The 19168-nt window shown below is 66.0% G+C and carries 11 protein-coding genes and 4 pseudogenes; 11 read left to right on the top strand and 4 right to left on the bottom strand.

Annotated elements, in window-relative coordinates:
• A pseudogene (locus G205_RS18495) lies at window positions 1-807 on the bottom strand (hypothetical protein); the annotation flags it as partial.
• 402 nt (window positions 808-1209) lie between these two features.
• On the opposite strand from G205_RS18495, the pseudogene acs reads away from it, so the two are divergent.
• Together acs and G205_RS18485 are read left to right on the top strand one after the other, a co-directional pair.
• Window positions 1210-3221 (top strand): annotated as a pseudogene (gene acs / locus G205_RS18490) (acetate--CoA ligase).
• Window positions 3222-3315: 94 nt separating this feature from the next.
• Complete coding sequence (locus G205_RS18485) at window positions 3316-4104, top strand: DeoR/GlpR family DNA-binding transcription regulator (protein ID WP_009359354.1); 789 nt, start codon at window positions 3316-3318, stop codon at window positions 4102-4104.
• A 35-nt stretch (window positions 4105-4139) separates the two neighbouring features.
• Here G205_RS18485 and G205_RS18480 read toward each other — a convergent pair whose 3' ends face one another.
• Entirely contained in the window at window positions 4140-5156 is a 1017-nt protein-coding gene (locus tag G205_RS18480) for a LacI family DNA-binding transcriptional regulator (protein ID WP_035753784.1), read from the bottom strand.
• A gap of 212 nt (window positions 5157-5368) precedes the next feature.
• Between G205_RS18480 and G205_RS18475 the strand changes: the two genes are divergently transcribed.
• The 4 genes and pseudogenes from G205_RS18475 to G205_RS18460 all read left to right on the top strand — a co-directional run bounded on the left by G205_RS18475 (window position 5369) and on the right by G205_RS18460 (window position 10662).
• Window positions 5369-7420: a beta-galactosidase gene (locus G205_RS18475; RefSeq protein WP_009359352.1), complete on the top strand. Its 2052-nt coding sequence runs from the start codon at window positions 5369-5371 to the stop codon at window positions 7418-7420.
• A pseudogene (locus G205_RS18470) lies at window positions 7417-8351 on the top strand (carbohydrate ABC transporter permease). Before G205_RS18475 ends, G205_RS18470 begins: the two are co-directional and overlap by 4 nt.
• 77 nt (window positions 8352-8428) lie before the next feature.
• On the top strand, window positions 8429-9262 hold the full coding sequence (locus G205_RS18465) for a carbohydrate ABC transporter permease (RefSeq protein WP_009359351.1): 834 nt from the start codon (window positions 8429-8431) through the stop codon (window positions 9260-9262).
• Window positions 9263-9330: 68 nt separating this feature from the next.
• Window positions 9331-10662 carry an ABC transporter substrate-binding protein gene (locus G205_RS18460; protein ID WP_009359350.1) on the top strand — a complete coding sequence of 444 codons (1332 nt, stop codon included), beginning with the start codon at window positions 9331-9333 and terminating at the stop codon, window positions 10660-10662.
• A 94-nt stretch (window positions 10663-10756) separates the two neighbouring features.
• Here the strand turns inward: G205_RS18460 and G205_RS18455 are convergent, their stop codons facing one another.
• Together G205_RS18455 and G205_RS18450 are read right to left on the bottom strand one after the other, a co-directional pair.
• Window positions 10757-11779 carry a LacI family DNA-binding transcriptional regulator gene (locus G205_RS18455; protein WP_009359349.1) on the bottom strand — a complete coding sequence of 341 codons (1023 nt, stop codon included), beginning with the start codon at window positions 11777-11779 and terminating at the stop codon, window positions 10757-10759.
• A 10-nt stretch (window positions 11780-11789) separates the two neighbouring features.
• Window positions 11790-12995: a Gfo/Idh/MocA family protein gene (locus tag G205_RS18450; protein ID WP_009359348.1), complete on the bottom strand. Its 1206-nt coding sequence runs from the start codon at window positions 12993-12995 to the stop codon at window positions 11790-11792.
• A gap of 243 nt (window positions 12996-13238) precedes the next feature.
• Here G205_RS18450 and G205_RS18445 point away from each other — a divergent pair, with 243 nt between their 5' ends.
• From G205_RS18445 to G205_RS18425, 5 genes and pseudogenes are all read left to right on the top strand, one after another.
• On the top strand, window positions 13239-14174 hold the full coding sequence (locus G205_RS18445) for a carbohydrate ABC transporter permease (RefSeq protein ID WP_009359347.1): 936 nt from the start codon (window positions 13239-13241) through the stop codon (window positions 14172-14174).
• A gap of 10 nt (window positions 14175-14184) precedes the next feature.
• Complete coding sequence (locus G205_RS18440) at window positions 14185-15111, top strand: carbohydrate ABC transporter permease (protein ID WP_009359346.1); 927 nt, start codon at window positions 14185-14187, stop codon at window positions 15109-15111.
• Between the two features lie 74 nt (window positions 15112-15185).
• Entirely contained in the window at window positions 15186-16526 is a 1341-nt protein-coding gene (locus tag G205_RS18435) for an ABC transporter substrate-binding protein (protein ID WP_009359345.1), read from the top strand.
• A 150-nt stretch (window positions 16527-16676) separates the two neighbouring features.
• Window positions 16677-18868: pseudogene (locus G205_RS18430) on the top strand (alpha-galactosidase).
• 87 nt (window positions 18869-18955) lie between these two features.
• The coding region (locus G205_RS18425) for an SDR family NAD(P)-dependent oxidoreductase (protein WP_009359342.1) at window positions 18956-19168 on the top strand (213 nt) is incomplete at its 3' end.

Raw genomic sequence — 19168 nt, 5'->3', positions numbered from 1 at the left:
GGTGGCCGGGGAATGGTGCGCGGAAACAGACGGGACGGCGGCGGTTGCGGGCGTGTGGTCGGTTGCAGGCGTGTGGTCGGTTGACCGCGGCGGGACAGCCGAGGATCCGGCACCCGCGCCGCCGAAGAGCTTGCCGCCGGCGGCACCGAGCAGCTTCCCCGGGCCGGGCTTGGCAGCGGACTCCGGCCTGGGTTCCTTGGGTGTACGCGGCTTCTGGACCGGGACAGCGGCTTCACGGGCCACCACGTGGGCCGGCGCTTCGGCGCGGCCCTGGAAATCACCCTTGAGATACGGCAGGAAGCGGCCCAGCACGGTTGCCGCGAAGAGGACCAGGGAGCCGATCAGGCCCACAAGCAGGCTTGGCACATAGGCGCCTGCGACGGACAGGAAGAAGAAGGCGACGGCGAAGCAGGCCACCACGGAGCCGAACTGGTCGATGGACAGGGAACCGACGCGGATCCTGGTGGCGGGCGCGAGCCGGCGCGCGGCGAAGAGGGCACTGGCGATCAGGGGAAGGATGATCCCGAGCCCCAGGAAGAACAGGTTGTTCAGGTTCCACAGGTTGTACCGGCCGCCGAAGATGGGCAGCAGGGAGGCGATGAACAGGATGAGGGTGCCGGCGAAGACGGCCAGGTCCCGCACGGTGAACGGCCCCAGCACTGCCTGGTTGGCATCCTTGGAAAGGCTTGCGCGGCTGCCCTTGCCAGCGGCCGCCGGCTGCGGGCCGGCTCCGGTGGCGGGCCCTTCGGCACCGGCGGCTGCCGCGGTGTCGGGGCCTGTTTTCTGGCCGTAGCTCTGCTGGTTCATCTGTTCTCCTTAGCGTGGCGGTACCGGGGCGAGGCCCCGGTACCGTCCCGTCGTAACACCGGATCCGCTGCTGCCCGGCACTGGTAGCGCCCGGCCGCAGCGGCCCGAAGTGAAGTCACAATTCCATTTCAGCCTAGTCAACAGCCGGGCTGATCACTAGCTGAGGGGGGACGCCCGGGACGTTCGAAAGACCGTGCGGCAGACCATTCACCGCTTAATAAATGCCGCTCGCGGGCTGGCTTGTGACACGGCACACATACCGGCGCGGGCAAGCATTAGTCTTGATTCCGGAACAGCTCTTTGCGGTATGTCCGTGACGGGCCGGTGCCCGATGCCGTGTACGGGGCGGAGCCCGGCCGGCGGTCATGCCGCCAGCGAAGATCGATGAATGATGAGGTTCACATGTCCCAGGACACTTCAAGCTCCACGGCCACCGTTCCTGCCGGCCCCGCAGGACAGGAAGCCCAGCATGGTGACGCGTTCGAAAACCTGCTCCATGAGACGCGGGCCTTTCCGCCGTCGCCGGAGTTCGCGGCCAACGCGGTTGTGACCGCTGAGGAGTACCGGGAGGCCGACGCCGACCGGCCGGCTTTCTGGGCGAAGCAGGCACGGGAGCTGCTCACCTGGAGCAGGGACTTCGACCAGGCGCTGGACTGGTCAAACCCGCCCTTCGCCAAATGGTTCGTGGGCGGGGAAGTCAACGCCGCGTACAACGCGCTGGACCGGCACGTCGAAGCGGGCCGGGGCGACAGGGTTGCCATCCACTTCGAAGGCGAACCGGGCGACACCCGCTCCTACACTTATGCCGAGCTGACCGAGGAGGTTAAGAAGGCCGCGAACGCCTTCGAGTCCCTCGGCGTGGCCAAGGCGACCGGGTGGCCGTGTACCTGCCGATGATCCCCGAGGCCGTCATCACCCTCCTGGCGTGCGCCCGGATCGGGGCCGTGCATTCGGTGGTGTTCGGCGGGTTCTCCGCCGACGCGCTGCGTTCCCGGATCGATGACGCCGAGGCCAAGCTCGTTGTCACGGCCGACGGCACTTACCGCCGGGGCAAGCCCAGCGCGTTGAAGCCGGCGGTGGACGAGGCACTGTCCAAGGCCGGGCACACCGTGCAGAACGTGGTGGTGGTCAAGCGCAACGGCCAGGACGTGGACTGGACCGAGGGCCGGGACCACTGGTGGGCGGACACCGTGGACGCCGCCTCGAACGAGCACACCGCCGTCGGGCATGATTCCGAGCACCCGCTGTTCATCCTCTACACCTCCGGGACCACCGGCAAGCCCAAGGGCATTCTGCACACCACCGGCGGGTACCTCACCCAGACCGCCTACACGCACAAGGCCGTGTTCGACCTGCACCCGGACACGGACGTGTACTGGTGCACCGCCGACGTCGGCTGGGTCACCGGCCACTCCTACGTCACCTACGCCCCGCTCATCAACGGCGCCACCCAGGTCATGTACGAGGGCACCCCGGACTCCCCGCACCAGGGCCGCTGGTGGGAGATCGTGGAAAAGTACAAGGTCTCCATCCTCTACACCGCCCCCACCGCGATCCGCACCTTCATGAAGTGGGGCCGGGAGATCCCGGACAAGTACGACCTGAGCTCCCTGCGCGTCCTCGGTTCCGTGGGTGAACCCATCAACCCCGAGGCGTGGATGTGGTACCGGGAGGTCATCGGCGGCGGCAAGGCACCGATCGTGGACACCTGGTGGCAGACCGAAACCGGCGCCCAGATGATCGCCCCGCTGCCCGGTGTCACCGCCGCCAAGCCCGGCTCCGCGCAGGTCCCGCTGCCCGGCATCGCCGTGGACGTCGTCGATGAAATGGGCGAATCCGTGCCCAACGGGCACGGCGGATTCCTTGTGATCCGCGAACCCTGGCCCGCGATGCTCCGCGGCATCTGGGGCGACCCCGAACGGTTCAAGGACACCTACTGGTCCCGCTTCGAGACCATGTACTTCGCTGGCGACGGCGCCAAAAAAGACGAAGACGGCGACGTCTGGCTCCTCGGCCGCGTGGACGATGTCATGAACGTCTCCGGGCACCGGCTCTCCACCACGGAGATCGAGTCCGCCTTGGTCTCCCACCCCGCCGTGGCCGAAGCCGCCGTCGTGGGCGCCGCCGACGAAACCACCGGCCAGGCCGTGGTGGCGTTCGTCATCCTCCGCGGCGACGCCGTGGACACCGGCGAGGACATCGTGACCGAACTCCGCAACCACGTCGGCAAGGAAATCGGCCCCATCGCCAAGCCGAAGAACATCCTGGTGGTCCCGGAACTGCCCAAGACCCGCTCCGGCAAAATCATGCGCCGGCTCCTTAAGGACGTCGCCGAAGGCCGCGACCCCGGCGACGCCACCACCCTCTCGGACCCCACGATCATGCAGCAGATCGCGGCGAGCCTCCGCAAGTAGGACGACGGCGGCGGCGCTTCCCCGCAGCGGGTAGGCGCCGCCGCCGTATGCTGGGAGCAGACCAGTCCCCCTGCCCCCCGAAGGATTCGCCCAGATGCTTCCCGCTGCACGTCACCAGGCAATCGTGGACGCCGTCCAGCGCGAACGGGTGGTTCGGGTGTCGGACCTTGCCCAGCAGCTTGGCGTGTCCCTCATGACCGTGCGGCGCGATATTGAGCAGCTGGAGGAGGGCGGCAAGCTGGAGCGCATCCACGGCGGTGCCAAGCTGCCGGGCGATGCCAGCGCGTACGAGCCCGGTTTCGAACAGAAGTCCACGCAGCTGACCGCTGAGAAGCGGGCCATCGCCGTGGAGGCCGCAGGACTGGTGCAGGAAGGCATGGCGGTGGGCCTGAGCGCAGGTACCACCACCTGGGCGCTGGCCAAGGAACTCGCCGGCGGCCCCCGGATCACGGTGGTGACCAATTCCGTGCGGATCGCCGACCTGTTCCACCACGCGGCCTCCTCGGGTTCGGCGCGCTACGCGTCCACGGTGATCCTGATCGGCGGCGAGCGCACGCCCTCGGATGCCCTGGTGGGTCCCATCGCCACCGGCGCGCTGAAACAGCTGCACCTGGACATCCTTTTCCTGGGCGTCCACGGCATGGACGCCCAGGCCGGGTTCACCACGCCCAACCTTCTCGAAGCGGAGACGGACCGCGCTTTCGTGGCCGCAGCCCGCAGGACAGTGGTCCTGGCCGACCACACCAAGTGGGGCATGCTGGGCATCAGCTCCATCGCCGCACTCGACGACGTGGATGAGGTCATCAGCGATGCGGGCCTGGGTGCCGATGCCCGCCGCATCCTGGGTGAGACCACCAAGCTTCGGGTCGTCGTTCCCGCCTAGCGGCTGGTCCTTGACCCGAGCGCCCCGCCCGGCCGTCAGGCCGAGCCACGCCACATGATGGTGGTGTCCAGGACACGAGGGGTGCCCGGAAGCCCGTTAAGCTGCGCAAGTACGAGTTCTGCAGCCGTACTCCCCAGGAGATCCGCGGGTTGGCGGACCGTGGAGAGCTGCGGCCTGCACCGCAGGGCCCAGCTGCTGTCATCGAACCCGACAATGCCGACGTCTTCCGGCACCCGCCTGCCGGCTTCCTGCAGGGCCGTCATGGCGCCCGCGGCCACGGCGTCCGAGGCAGCGAAGACCCCATCAATCGCAGGCTCCCGGCGGAGCAGTTCCTGCATGCCCTCCAGCCCGGCGGCATAGGTGTACAGCGGGTACTCAACAACCAGTGCGGGGTCGAACTTCCCGCCCATCGCCGCCCGGAACCCCGCAAGCCGGTCCTGGCCGGAATCGCGGTCCAGCGCACTGGCGATCATGCCCACCCGCTGCCGCCCCGTGCCCAGCAGCCTGCCGGTGATGTTGCGTGCGGCTTCCTCGTTGTTGATGGCAGCGTACGGCAGGTCAGGTGTCCCGTCCGGATGGCCCACGAAGGCCGCCGGCAGCCCAATCTCGGCAACCGCGGCAGCGATAGGGTCAGAGGCGCGGGCAGAAATGATGACCGCCCCGTCAACAAGTCCGCCGCGGAGGTAATCCGCCACACGGCGGCTGTCCCGGTCGGAATCGATGATGAGGGAAACCAGCTGATAGTCAGCCTTGGAAAGAACCTCATTGGCCCCCAGCAGGATCGACCCGATATTCGGGTCCTCAAAAAGCAGGGAGTGCGGCTCGTGGATGATCAGGCCAATGGCCCGGGACTCCTGCTTAACCAGGTTCCGGGCGGCGCTGTTGCGGACGTAACCCACTTGCGCGATCGCTTCCTCCACCGCCTGCCGGGCCTCTTCGGAGACGTACTTTTCGCCGTTGACCACCCGCGAGACAGTCCCCCTTGAAAGCCCCGCGGCGCGCGCCACATCGTTGATGGTGGCACGGCGGGCACGGGTGCGGGTCAAGGACATATTTGTACTGTAGCGGAGCGGAGGCACCCGTGTTCCGCAACTCAGCCATTGACACCGGCCACCCTCCGGGATAGCCTGTGAACGTTCCCAGATTGCGCAGCTCACAGTTATGCGCGGTCTTCTGGGAACGTTCACAGAGATACAGACAACAGCGTCCAGGACCCTGAGGCACATCCTCGGCTTGCACGCTGCTGCGAGTCGAAGGAGCAGGGTTGGGTCCCAGCAGAACGCCGGTCACGGAACTGTCCGGCAACGGAAAATTTGTCTACGGCTGCGATTACAACCCGGAGCAGTGGGACAGGACCGTGTGGGAGGAAGACGTCCGGCTGATGAAGCAGGCCGGCGTGAACCTGGTGGCCGTCAATATCTTCGGCTGGGCAGAACTTGAAAGCTCCCCCGGAACATACTCGTTTGAGCGTCTGGACGAGATCCTGGGCCTGCTCCACGCCAGCGGCATCGGTGTCAACCTTGGCACCGGCACGTCCTCCACCCCCGCCTGGCTGACCACCCTCCACCCGGAAATCCTTCCCGAGTCAGCCTCGGGAGTCCGCGCATGGCCCGGCGGACGCCAGGCGTGGTGCCCCAGTTCACCGCGGTACAGGGAACACGCCCTCCGGCTGGTGGGCGAAGTGGTCCGCCGCTACGGCGCCCATCCTGCCGTCCGGCTGTGGCACGTCTCAAATGAGTTGGGGTGCCATAACGCGCTCTGCTACTGCGACGTTTCCGCCGCCGCCTTCCGCAGTTGGCTCGTTGCCCGCTATGGCAGCCTGGACGCGCTCAACAGTGCCTGGGGCACCACGTTCTGGTCCCAGCGGTACTCGGCCTGGGAACAGGTCCTCCCGCCGCGGACCACCGTCTCCACCAACAACCCCACCCAGGTGCTCGATTTCCACCGCTTCAGCTCCGACGAACTCCTTGGCTACTACCAGGCCGAGGCTGACCTCCTCAGGCAGCACAGCAGTATTCCGGTCACCACCAACTTCATGGTCACCGCGCACATCCGCAGCCAGGACTACTGGTCCTGGGCGCCGCATATGGACGTCATCGCGAATGACCACTACCTGGACCACCGGCTTGACGATCCCACGGCCGAGCTGGCCTTTGCTGCCGACGCTACCCGCGGCCTCAGCCAGGGACAGCCGTGGCTGCTGATGGAACACTCCACCTCGGCCGTGAACTGGCAGCCCCGCAACATTGCCAAGGAACCCGGGGAAATGCTCCGCAATTCGCTGGCGCATGTCGCCCGGGGAGCCGACGGGCTCTGCTTTTTCCAGTGGCGGGCTTCAGTGCAGGGCAGTGAAAAATTCCACTCCGCGATGCTTCCCCATGCAGGGACGGACTCCCGCATCTGGCGTGAGGTGGTGGAACTGGGCGGCATCCTCGAAACACTGGCTGAGGTGGCCGGGACCACCGTGAAAGCGGAGGCCGCCCTGGTGTTCAGCTGGGAGGCATGGTGGGCCTATGACCAGGAATCCCACCCGTCCTCGGACGTGAAGTACCTCGACCAGGTCCACGGCATGCACAAGGCACTGCGGGAAGCGGGCATCACGGTGGACGTGGTGGCCCCCGGCGCCGACCTCTCGGGCTACAAGCTCGCCGTCGTGCCCGGCCTCTACCTCGTCCGCGACACCGAGTCCGCCGCACTGGCCGACTACGTGAAGAACGGCGGAACCGCCGTCGTCACCTATTTCAGCGGCATTGTCGATGAAAACGAAAAGGTGCTCACCGGCGGCTACCCCGGAGCATTCCGGAACCTGCTCGGCATCCGCGCCGAGGAGTTCTACCCGCTGCCCCCCGGGCAGACCAGGGCCCTGGACAACGGCACCACAGCCTCCCTCTGGACCGAAGCCATGCGCCTTGAAGGCGCCGAAGCAAAGCTGTCCTTCGCCGAGGGACACCTGGCCGGCTCCCCTGCCGTCACCCGCAACCGCCACGGCGCCGGCCACGCCTGGTACATCGGAACGGTACTCACCGCCGCCGCACTGCGCGAGGTGGTCAGCGAGGCGGCGGCGGAGGCAGGAATGGAGGCCCTGGCCTGTCCCGAAGGCCTTGAGGTTGTGGTCCGGTCCGGAACGAAGCACAGCTACCTGTTCCTGATCAATCATTCAGCAGACGAGCACAAACATCCGGCGCGCGGCTATGAACTCCTTGTGGGCGAAGAAGTCTCGTCCGCCGTCGTCGTTCCCGCGGGCGCTGTGCGCGTTGTCCGCACCTCCAACCCAACACCCCCAACCGGCCCAAGCACCGGCCAAAAGGATAAATGAAAGTGACCAGTACAAACACTGCTCCGGCAACGGCCCAGGGGGCGCCGAAGACCCGGAAACCCAGGACCGCATCACCGCACCGCCGGGCCATCCTCCTGTTCGTGGCGCCGTTCGGCGTCCTGTTCCTTGCCTTCTATGCCGTTCCCATCATCTTCGCCGTGGTGCAGTCGCTGCTCACGGTGGAGCGCAAAGGGACCTTCGGCCCTCCGCAGCAGGTATTCGGCGGGTTCGTCCAGTACCAGCAGGTATTCCAGAACAGCGAATTCTGGCAGGCGGTAGGACGCGTGCTCCTCTTCGGCGTGGTCCAGGTGCCCATCATGCTCGGGCTCGCCTGATCTTCGCCCTGCTGCTTGACTCACCCCTGCTGAAGGGAAAGAAGTTCTTCCGGCTCGCCTTCTTCGCGCCCTACGCCGTCCCCGGTGTCATCGCCGCCATCATGTGGGGCTTCCTGTACTCCCCCTCGCTCTCCCCCTTCGAAGCCATTACCTCCGGAGTGAACTTCCTGTCAGCCGAACTGGTGCTCTGGGCCGTGGCGAACATCGTCACCTGGGTCTATGTCGGCTACAACATGCTGATCATCTATTCGTCCCTGCTGGCGATCCCCACGGAGATCTATGAGGCGGCACGCCTGGACGGTGCCAGCAACCTGCAGATCGCCTGGCGGATCAAGATCCCGCTGGTGGTCCCGGCCATTATCCTCACCGGCGTGTTCTCGATCATCGGCACGCTGCAGCTGCTGGCCGAGCCCCAGACGCTGCGCAGCTTCAGCTCGGCGATCAGCAGCACGTTCACCCCGAACCTCGCGGTGTACACCACCGCATCGGTACCGAACTACAACCTCGCCGCAGCGTTCTCCGTGGTGCTGGCGCTGGCGACGTTCGTTCTTTCCTTCGTCTTCCTGAAGGCGACCCAGCGGAAGGTTTCCCAGTGACTGCAACAACGGCGATCACAACTGCCGGCGGGTCCGCCCCGGCTTCAAGTACCGGCCGCGGACCACGGCACAGCATCATGTCCCGCAGCGCCGCGATGCTCATCATGGGCGTCTTCACCCTGTACTTCCTGATTCCCATCTGGTGGCTGCTGGTGTCCTCCACCAAGACCGGCGGGCAGATCACCGGCACGGCACCGCTGTGGTTCACCATGGACTCCATCCCCACATTCTTCGCGAACCTGGGGAGCCTCTTCACCTACGGTGACGGCGTCTTCGGCCGCTGGCTTGCCAACAGCGCACTCTACGCAGGGCTGGGCGCGCTCGTCGGCACCGTCATCGCCGCCATGTGCGGGTACGCCCTGGCAAAGTACGAGTTCCGCGGCCGGGAGGCGATCTTCAACATCGTCCTCAGCGGGGTGCTTGTTCCCGCAACGGCCCTGGCACTGCCCCTGTTCCTGATCTTCAGCGAAGTGAAACTCACCAATACCCTGTGGGCGGTCTTCCTGCCCAGCCTGGTCAGCCCCTTCGGCGTCTACCTTGCCCGCATCTATGCCGCGGCGAGTGTTCCCACGGAACTGCTGGAGGCGGCCCGCCTCGATGGTTCATCGGAAGTCCGGACCTTTTTCACCGTATCCACCCGCCTGATGGCTCCGGCGCTCGTGACCATCTTCCTTTTCCAGTTCGTCGCAATCTGGAATAACTTCTTCCTGCCCCTGATCATGCTCCGCGACCAGACACTGTTCCCGGTCACGCTTGGACTGTACGCGTGGAACAGCCAGATCAGCCAGATACCCGAGCTCCGCGTCCTGGTGATCGTCGGCGCACTCGTTTCGATCCTCCCCCTGATCGCCACGTTCCTTGGGCTTCAACGCTTCTGGAGCAGCGGGCTGGGCGCCGGAAGCGTCAAATAGCCACTCCCCCCATCCACATCGTCCCGCGGCGCCCGCCGCGGTACACCACCCCATTGATAGGAAAAGAAATGCGCGCGCATTACGGAAAAGCCACTGCAGCCTTTGCCATTGTTTCAGCGCTGGCCCTCGCCGGCTGCTCCGGCGGCGGGGGCACGACGGACGCCGAGGCCACCGGATCCTGCGAACCGGCTTCCGGTCCCGTTGAACTGACCTTCACCACCTGGGTTCCCGGCATGGAGAAGGTAGTCGACCTGTGGAACAAGGAAAACGAAAACATCCAGGTCAAGGTGCAGACAGGCCCCAACGGCAACTCCGGCACCTACCAGAACTTCTTCAACCAGTTGCAGGCAGGCAACGCACCTGACCTCGGCCAGATTGAATACGATGCCCTGCCCAACTTCCGCGTTCAGGACGGCCTGGAAAACATCGCCGCCTGCGAGGGAGTGGCCGATGCCAAGGACAAGTTCGTTGACTGGACCTGGGGCCAGGTCACCTTCGGTGAGGAAGACTCCGTCTACGCAATCCCGCAGGACAGCGGTCCCATGGCGATGTTCTACCGGGCAGACCTGTTTAAGGAGGCCGGCATCGAGGTGCCCACAACCTGGGACGAGTACGCCGCCGCCGCTGAGCAGATCAAAGCCCGCGGCTCCTACATCACCAACTTTCCCCGCAGCGACGTCAACTGGTTCGCCGGTAACGTCTGGCAGGCCGGCGGGCAGTGGTTCTCATCCGACAACGACCAGTGGGACGTCAACCTGACCGGCCAGGAGTCCGAGAAGGTGGCCAACTACTGGCAGGACCTGCTGGACAAGGGCCAGGTGTCAACACTTCCCTCGTTCTCGGATGAGTGGAACGCCTCCTTCAACGAGGGCCAGCAGTGGACCTGGGTTTCCGCCGTCTGGGGCGCGTCAACCCTGGCCAGCGGCGCCCCGGATACCGCCGGCAAGTGGGCCGTTGCCCCCATGCCCCAGTGGGAAGACGGCGGCAAGGCCGCAGGCAACTGGGGCGGCTCCTCCACTGCTGTCCTTAAGGGCTCCGAACACCCCTACGAGGCAGCGAAGTTTGCCTTGTGGCTAAACACCGATCCTGAAGCCCTGGCCCTGGCCAACGAATTGGGCGGCCTTTACCCGGCGGCCAAGTCGGCTACGGAACTTGACGCCTTCACCAGCGGCGTTGACTACTTCGGCGGCCAGAAGATCTATGACGTGTTTGCCGAGGCGTCCTCCAATGTGGATCCCAACTTCACTTGGGGCCCGACCATGACCCAGACCTACACGGATGTCTCTGACGGATTCGGCAAGGCGTCCGGCGGCGAGGGCACGCTCCTGGATGCCCTCAAGAACGGCGAGAAGAAGACCATCGAATCCCTGAAGTCTCAGGCAATCCCGGTCAAGGAATAACTTCCCGCCTGTAACCGGCCGGTACCAACAAAGGCAATCCACCACTTCCGCTGCCTGCGGAGGTGGTGGATTGCTTTAACGAGGGCTGCGCCGCTCAGGGGCAGCCGCAGGACTGCCGCACCAGAAGCTTCGTGGGAAAGATCCGGTGCCGGGGCTTTTCGCCGCGCCTGGCGCCCACGAGCGCCGCAACGGCCGCCTCCGCCATGGCGGCAACAGGCTGTTCCACCGTAGTCAGCGGCGGCCACGAGTATTCCGATTCAATGGAACCGTCAAAGGACACCACGGCAATGTCTCCGGGGACAGCCACTCCTGCCTCATGGATTGCCCGCAAAAGACCCACCGCCTGCGTATCGGAGGTGGCAAAGATTGCCGTCGGCCGGTTCACGGACGCCAGCAGGCGCTGCCCGGCAAGGTAGCCTCCGGGCCAGGTGAATCCGTTGTAGGCAATGGGCCCTTCCTGCAGTCCAGCCTCCTGCAACGCCTGGCGCCAGCCCACCTCACGGCCGTCGAGGCTGCCGGACACGTTGGTACCCATTGCCAGGCCGATGTTGGTATGGCCATGGCCGATGAGGTGTTCCACCGCAATCCGGGCGCCCGCTGCAAGATCCACACCGATGCTGTTGAAGCCCGGCGCATCATGTTCCTGGTTCAGGAGTACGGCCGGAATCTCAGCCGTCTCGAGTGCTTCAAGATCCGGGTCGAAGAGGACACTGGCCAGCAGCACGCCATCCACCTGCCTGGCGGCCAGGTTACGGATGTTCCTCCGTTCCTTGGCCAGGTTCCCGTCCGAGTTGCTAAGAACCAGGGCATAGCCCAAGGCTGCGGCGGCGTCCTCCACGGCATGGGCAAAGAGCGAGAAGAACGGGTTGGTGTTGTCCGGGATGATCAGGCCAAGCGTCTCGCTGGACCCCAGCTTGAGCGCGCGCGCCGCCGCGTTGGGCCGGTAGCCAAGGACCCGGATGGCGTCCTGCACCTTGGCTTCCGTTGCGGGGGCCACTTTTTTGGGTCCGCCGTTGACGACGTAACTGACGACGGCGGTGCTGACGCCGGCGTACCGCGCCACGTCCTTGCGCGTCACGGGGCCGCCGCGCGGTGCCTGTACTGCCGGGGAAGTCATGCTGTCCATGCTAACTACAGGTACCCGGCGCATCGCCGAAGTCACGGATGGGGAGCCGTTCGCCGTTCCGCAGGGCCGACTGGTGGGCCACGATGCCGGGCATGGTGAAGCGGGCTGCCACCCAGGCATTGACGGGCGGCAGGGTTCCCTTGTTGACGGCCGTGACGAAGTCGTCAACCAGGAAATGGTGGCTGCCCTCGTGTCCGTTGGGGGCGCCGCGGAATTCAGCCGGCAGGCGGCTGCTGTCGTGGACCGGAGCCAGGCCCGAGACGAACGCGTCCCGCAGCAATGGAGCCACGTTCGCCAACGAGGGGTCATCGAGGGGAATGCTGGGCCGGGTCTGCATCTGGTCCGAAATGTCGTGGACGTCCTGCTTGTCCTGCCAGACGGTTACCCTGGCCAGCTGTTCCAGGCTTGCTTCGGTGCCGAAGAAGCGGAAGCGGGATTCGCGGATGTGCGAGGGGTACCCGACGCGCCGCATTTCGTTGGTGCGCATGACCCCGCCGTCGCTCATTTCGAACAGGGCGGTGGCGTTGGAGAAGTCGTTTCCGAACATGCTGACGCCCTTGTCAAAGACGCCGTCGTTCCTGTCGTCCTGAACCCCCACGCAGCTCACGCTGACGGCGTGGGCTGCAATGGCTCCCAGCACTCCGCCCACCGCATGGGTGGGGTAGAGCATGGGCGGGTAGCTGGCAGTTTCCTTCCAGCGTTCGCCGCCGCTGTACCGGTAGGCGTCGTAGAAGCCCAGGTCCATGTCGTGGACATAGTCACCCTCGGTGTAGAAGATCCGGCCGAACCTGCCGGCGGCGTGCTGGCTGCGGGCGTAGACGGTTGCGGGGTTGTAGTAGCTGGTCTCCCCCATCATGTAGACGTTTCCCGTCTCGCGGACGGCATCGATGATGCGGCTGATCTCCTCTTCGGTCACGGCCATGGGCACTGCGGAGTAGACATGCTTGCCGGCCCGGAGTGCCCGTTCCACCAGCGGCCCATGGGTCCAGCGCTGGGTGAAGATGCCCACCGCATCGACGTCGGAAGCCAGCAGCTCATCGAAGTCCCGCAGGACACCGGCCAGGCCCAGCTGGTCCGCTGCCCCGGCCGCCCGCTCGGGCAGCTGGTCCACCACGTACACGCTGCTGACTCCGGGGTGCAGGTTGAACAGGTGCGCGAACTGCCCGCCGAACTGGCCGGCTCCCACGATGCCTATCGAGAACGTCATTGTCAGCCTTTCGCCATGCGCCTGGATCCGGGCGGGAGGTCCGCGCCACGGACGGGCACGGCTCCGTAAGCGTTTCCCGCCCCTCATGGCAGTGTTTCACCCCCATCTACTCGAGTCAATATCGAACCGATGGATGAAAGCGAGAAGCTGGCGAGAGAAAAACACCTCTTGCGGACCTCGTATCTACTCGTGTAGATTTGCTCCCAGGTTGTTACACACATCACATCTCAGGAAGGGTCGACGATGACCACCCTTACCAGGAACCCCGGTTCACGGGAGCACGGCCTGACACGCACGCTCCGCCGCAGGACCGGGCACAGCGACGTGAAGATCGCCCTGTTCTTCATCGCACCGGCATTGATCGGGTTTGTTTTCTTCTACCTGGTCCCCACCATCCGCGGGATCTACCTCAGCTTCACCGAATACAACATCCTGGGCGATCCGGAATGGATCGGCATGGAGAACTACCAGGCCATTGCCAAGGACCCGCTGTTCTGGAACTCGCTCGCCGTCACCGGCCAGTACGTCCTGCTGAACATCGCCCTGCAGACGGCGCTGGCCCTCGGCCTGGCACTGCTGATGCACAACGTGGCCAAGTCCACGCTGATCCGCGGCGCGCTGCTGCTGCCGTACCTGATGTCCAACGTCATCGCGGCCCTGCTCTGGTTCTGGATGCTCGACTACCAGATCGGCGTGGTGAACCAGTTCATCGAATGGACCGGCATGTCCCGCATCGCATTCTTCGGCAGCGAGGAGTGGGCCATCCCCACCCAGGCCCTGATCAACACCTGGCGCCACATGGGGTACACCGCGCTGCTGATCTTCGCCGGCCTCCAGGCCATCCCCGGGCACGTCTACGAGGTGGCCAAACTGGACGGCGCGTCAGCATGGCAGACGTTCCGCAAGATCACCATCCCGCTGCTGCGCCCGGTGCTGGTCCTGGTGCTGGTGGTGACCGTGATCGGTTCCTTCCAGGTCTTCGACACGGTGGCCGTGACCACCCAAGGCGGGCCGGTCAACGCCACCCGCGTCATCCAGTACTACATCTACCAGCGCGCCTTCACGGAATCCGACTTCGGCTACGGATCCGCCATCGCCGTCATTCTTTTCCTCATCCTCGCCCTCGTGGCCTTCATCCAGATGAAGTTCCTCAAGGGCAACGAGTCGGACCTGGACTAAGGAGTCCCGCATGACCACCACCGCAAGCCGCGCCCCGCTGGCCAAGCCGGCCCGCCGCCGTCGTCCGTTCAATCCCCGCCGCGCCGGCGCCTGGGCACTCCTGATCCTTGCCATCGCCGTCTCGGTGCTCCCCTTCCTCTGGGTCCTGCGCACCGCACTGTCCACCAACAGTGCCCTGGCTTCGGCCTCTGCCAGCCTGCTGCCGGCGGACTTCACGTTCGGCGCCTTCCTGCGGGTCTTCGGGCTGCAGACACCGGCCGAGGCCGTGGCAGAGGGCGGCTCCGGCGCCGCCATCGATTTCTGGCTTTACCTCCGCAACTCGCTCATCTTCTCTTCGATCACCACAGCCGGTGCCGTCTTCTTCAGCGCGATGGCCGCCTACGCCTTCGCCCGGCTCCGCTGGAAAGGCCGGAACGCCGTCTTCAGCCTGTTCCTGGGCACCATGCTGGTCCCGCCGATCTTCACGGCGCTGCCCAACTTCCTGCTCATCAAGAACCTGGACCTGCTCAACACCATGCTCGGAATGGTCCTGCCCTACGTGTTCATGACTCCCTTTGCCATCTTCTTCCTGCGCCAGTTCTTCCTGAACATGTCCCGCGAGGTGGAAGAGGCGGCAATGCTCGACGGCGCCAAGCACCTTCGCATCTTCTTCCAGATCGTGCTGCCGAACGCCGCAGCCCCCATCGCCACCCTTGCCCTGCTCACGTTCATCGGACAGTGGAACGAATACTTCTGGCCGCTGCTGGTGGGCTCCCAGGACGACGTCCGCGTCCTCCAGGTGGGACTGGGCGTCTTCAAATCGCAATCCCCGCAGGGCGCCCCCGACTGGTCCGGCCTGATGGCCGCCACCCTCATCTCGGCGCTGCCCGTCCTGATCCTCTTCGCCGCCTTCGGCAAAAAGATCGTCAACTCCATCGGCTTCTCCGGCATCAAGTAATCCCCGCACCCATCCCCCGATTTGAGGGCACGCCATGGCGGCCTGCCCGCAAAGCACCCCCGAAAGGACCTGTCATGAAAAAGAAAGCACTCGGCACCCTCGCTGCTGCCGCTGCCGCAGTCCTGGCCCTCTCCGCCTGCGGAAACGGCGGCTCCGCCGAATCCGCCAAGGGCGAGATCAGCTACTGGCTGTGGGACGCCAACCAGCTTCCGGCCTACCAGCAGTGCGCGGACGACTTCACCAAGGCCAACCCGGACATTACGGTCAAGATCACCCAGCGCGGCTGGGACGACTACTGGTCCACCCTCACCAACGGCTTTGTGGGCGGCACCGCACCTGACGTCTTCACCAACCACCTGGGCCGCTACGGCGAGCTTGCCGAGAACAAGCAGCTGCTGGCCATCGATGAGGCCGTGGAGAAGGACGGCGTGGACCTCAGCGCCTACAACGAAGGCCTCGCCGAGCTGTGGGTGGGCCAGGACGGGAAGCGTTACGGCCTGCCCAAGGACTGGGACACCATCGGACTCTTCTATAACAAGGCCATGCTCGCTGCGGCCGGCATCACCGAGGAGCAGATGAAGGAGCTCACCTGGAACCCCGAGGACGGCGGAACCTACGAAAAGGTGATCGCGCACCTGACCGTGGACAAGAACGGCAAGCGCGGTGACGAGCCCGGCTTCGACAAGAACAACGTTGACGTCTACGGCCTTGGCCTCAACGGCGGCGGTGACTCCTCCGGCCAGACCGAGTGGAGCTACCTCACCAACACCACCGGCTGGTCCCACACGGACAAGAACCCGTGGGGCACCAAGTACAACTACGACGATCCCAAGTTCCAGTCCTCCATGGAATGGTTCGCCGGACTCGCGGACAAGGGCTACATGCCCAAGCTCGAAACCACCGTCGGCGCCAGCATGGCCGACACCTTCGCTGCCGGCAAGTCCGCCATCAACGCGCACGGTTCCTGGATGATCGGGCAGTACACCGGCTACAAGGGCATCGAGGTGGGCATCGCCCCCACCCCCGTGGGCCCCGAAGGCGAGCGCGCCTCCATGTTCAACGGCCTGGCCGATTCCATCTGGGCCGGCACTAAGAAAAAGGACGCCTCCATCAAGTGGGTTGAGTACCTCGCCTCCGCCGAGTGCCAGGACGTGGTGGCCTCCCAGGCCGTGGTGTTCCCGGCCCTGAAGGCCTCCTCCGACAAGGCCGCCGAAGCCTTCGCTGCAAAGGGCGTCGACGTGTCCGCGTTCACCGAGCACGTCAAGAACAAGACCACGTTCCTGTACCCCATCACGGACAACACGGCCAAGGTCAAGGGCATCATGGAACCCGCCATGGACGCCGTGGTCTCCGGCAAGGCGCCGGCCAGCTCCCTGACCGCCGCGAATGAGCAGGTCAACGCCCTGTTCAAGTAACGCTCCCCAGCCGTGGCTGCGTATGTGGTCGCAGCCACCCCGCCGGGTGCCGCCGTTCCTTCCTCGCGACGGCGCGCCCGGACCCCCTCTCCAGACTTTTACCAGGCGTCCCCCGGACGCCGCAGCACAGCAACGAAAGAGACTTCCCTTATGGATCCCCTGCACCTCCGTTCCGCCGGCACCAGCCTGGTGATCAGCTTCGACAGCGGGGAGGCTGAGGTCATCCACTGGGGCGCGGACCTGGGCGCCACGCTGCCGGACCTGGCCATCCTCACCGCACCCGTCCCGCACTCGGCCATCGACGCCCGCGTCCCCGCCGGCCTGCTGCCCCAGGCCTCCTCATCCTGGCGCGGCCGGCCGGGGCTGCGCGGCCACCGGATCACCGACGGCGCCGCCGGACTCGACTTCTCCTCCCGCCTCCGCACCACGTCGGTGACGGCTGACGGCACCAGCGCCACAATCATCCAGGCCGACGGCGACACAGGCATCAGCGTCGAATCCTCGCTGACGCTTCACGACGGCGGCCTGCTGGAACTGCGCCACACCGTCACCAATGACGGCACTGCCCCCTTCCAGGTGGACGAACTGGCAACCGTCCTGCCGGTGGCGCCGGACGCCGTCGAACTCCTGGACCTGACCGGCCGCTGGTGCCGGGAACGCCATCCGCAGCGCCGGCCCATTCAGCAGGGCACCTGGGTCCGCACCGGCCGGCACGGCCGGACCGGACACGATTCCTCCCTCCTGTTCGCCGCCGGAACCGCCGGCTTCGGCAACCGGCACGGCAGAGTCTGGGCCACGCACCTGGCCTGGAGCGGCAACCACGAACAGTTCGCCGATACCCTCGGCGACGGCCGCACCATGATCGGCGGCTCCGAGCTCCTGGGTCCTGCCGAGGTCATCCTCGCCCCCGACGGCAGCTACACCACCCCAGCCCTGTTCGCGGCCTACTCGGACCGCGGCCTGGACGGCATCACCGAGGCGTTCTACAGCTGGTTCCGGGCCCGGCCGCACCATGTGCTGCCTGCCGCTGTCACCGGCCTGCCCGCCGGAAAGGCGCGCCCCGTGGTGCTCAACACCTGGGAGGCCGTGTACTTCGACCACAACCTGGACACCCTGATCGAGCTGGCTGATTCCGCGGCTGACCTGGGCGTGGAGCGCTTCGTGCTCGACGACGGCTGGTTCCGCGGCCGCCGCAACGACAACGCCGGCCTCGGCGACTGGTACGTGGACGAGACCCTGTGGCCCAACGGTTTGACCCCGCTCATCGAGGCCGTCACGTCCCGCGGCATGGAATTCGGCCTGTGGGTGGAACCGGAAATGGTCAACCTTGACTCGGACATCGCCCGGGCGCATCCGGACTGGATCGTCGGCCCGTCCGCCGTGGCGCACAAGGACGGCGGCCGGCTGCCCCTCGAGTGGCGCAACCAGCACGTCATCGACCTGGTGAACCCCGAGGCCTGGCAGTACATCTACGACCGCATCGACGCGCTCCTGGCCGGCAACAACATCAGCTACCTGAAGTGGGACCAGAACCGCGACCTGCTGGAGCACGGCCACGGGGGCCGGTCCTCGGTGCATGAGCAGACCCTGGCCGCCTACCGGCTGTTCGACGAGCTCCGCAAGGCGCATCCCGGCGTCGAAATTGAATCCTGCTCCTCCGGTGGGGCGCGCGTGGACCTGGGCATCCTGGAACGGACGGACCGGATCTGGGGGTCGGACTGCAACGACGCCCTGGAGCGGCAGACCATCCAGCGCTGGACCGGCGCCGTGGTCCCGCCGGAACTGGTGGGCAGCCACATCGGGCCCACCACATCCCACACCACCGCCCGCACCCATGACCTGTCCTTCCGCGCCATCACCGCGCTGTTCGGCCACTTCGGCATGGAGTGGGACGTCCGCGGCGTGCAGGGCAAGGACCGCGAGGAACTCCGGCGCCTGGTTGCCCTGTACAAGGAGCACAGGGACCTGATCCACAGCGGCCGCCGGGTGCACGCGGACGTGTCCGACGACTCGCTGCTGCTGCACGGCGTGGTGGCCGGCGCCGCTGCCGCAGCCGGGACGACGGCGGCGCTGTTCGCCCTGGTGAGCACCCGCACGTCGCAGCCGAGGAACCGGGGCGGATTGGCATTCCCGGCCTGGAACCGGAGCGGAACTACCGGGTGGAGGCCGTCTTCCCCACCGCTGGCGACGCCGACTACAGCCACACCTTCACGCAGACCCAGCCGCCGGCCTGGCTCGCGGGGGGCGCAACCGCCGGCGGCAAGTTCCTGGCCGAGGTGGGACTCCCGATGCCCATCCTCAACCCGGAACACGCGCTGCTGCTGAAGTTCACGGCGCTCTAGCCTCCGCTTCCTCCGCGGCTGCCCCGCCCTCCGGGTGCTTTAAGCACCGGCCGGCGGGGCAGCCCTCGTCAAACCCAAGGAAAGTCCATGCGCATTCTGGTTACCGGGGGCACCGGTTACATCGGTTCCCACACTGTTCTTTCCCTGCAGGAAGCCGGCCATGACGTGGTGGTCATCGACAACCTGGCCAACTCCAGCGAAGAGTCCCTGCGCCGGGTGGCCGAACTCAGCGGCAAGGCCACCGAGTTCCACCACGTGGACCTGGTGGACGAAACCGCCGTCGAACGCGTCTTCGCCGGC

The sequence above is a fragment of the Arthrobacter nitrophenolicus genome (genome assembly GCF_000332815.1).
Lineage (GTDB): Bacteria > Actinomycetota > Actinomycetes > Actinomycetales > Micrococcaceae > Arthrobacter > Arthrobacter nitrophenolicus.
Note: the sequence above shows the minus strand (reverse complement) of the source record. Positions and strands in the feature narration are given on the sequence as shown.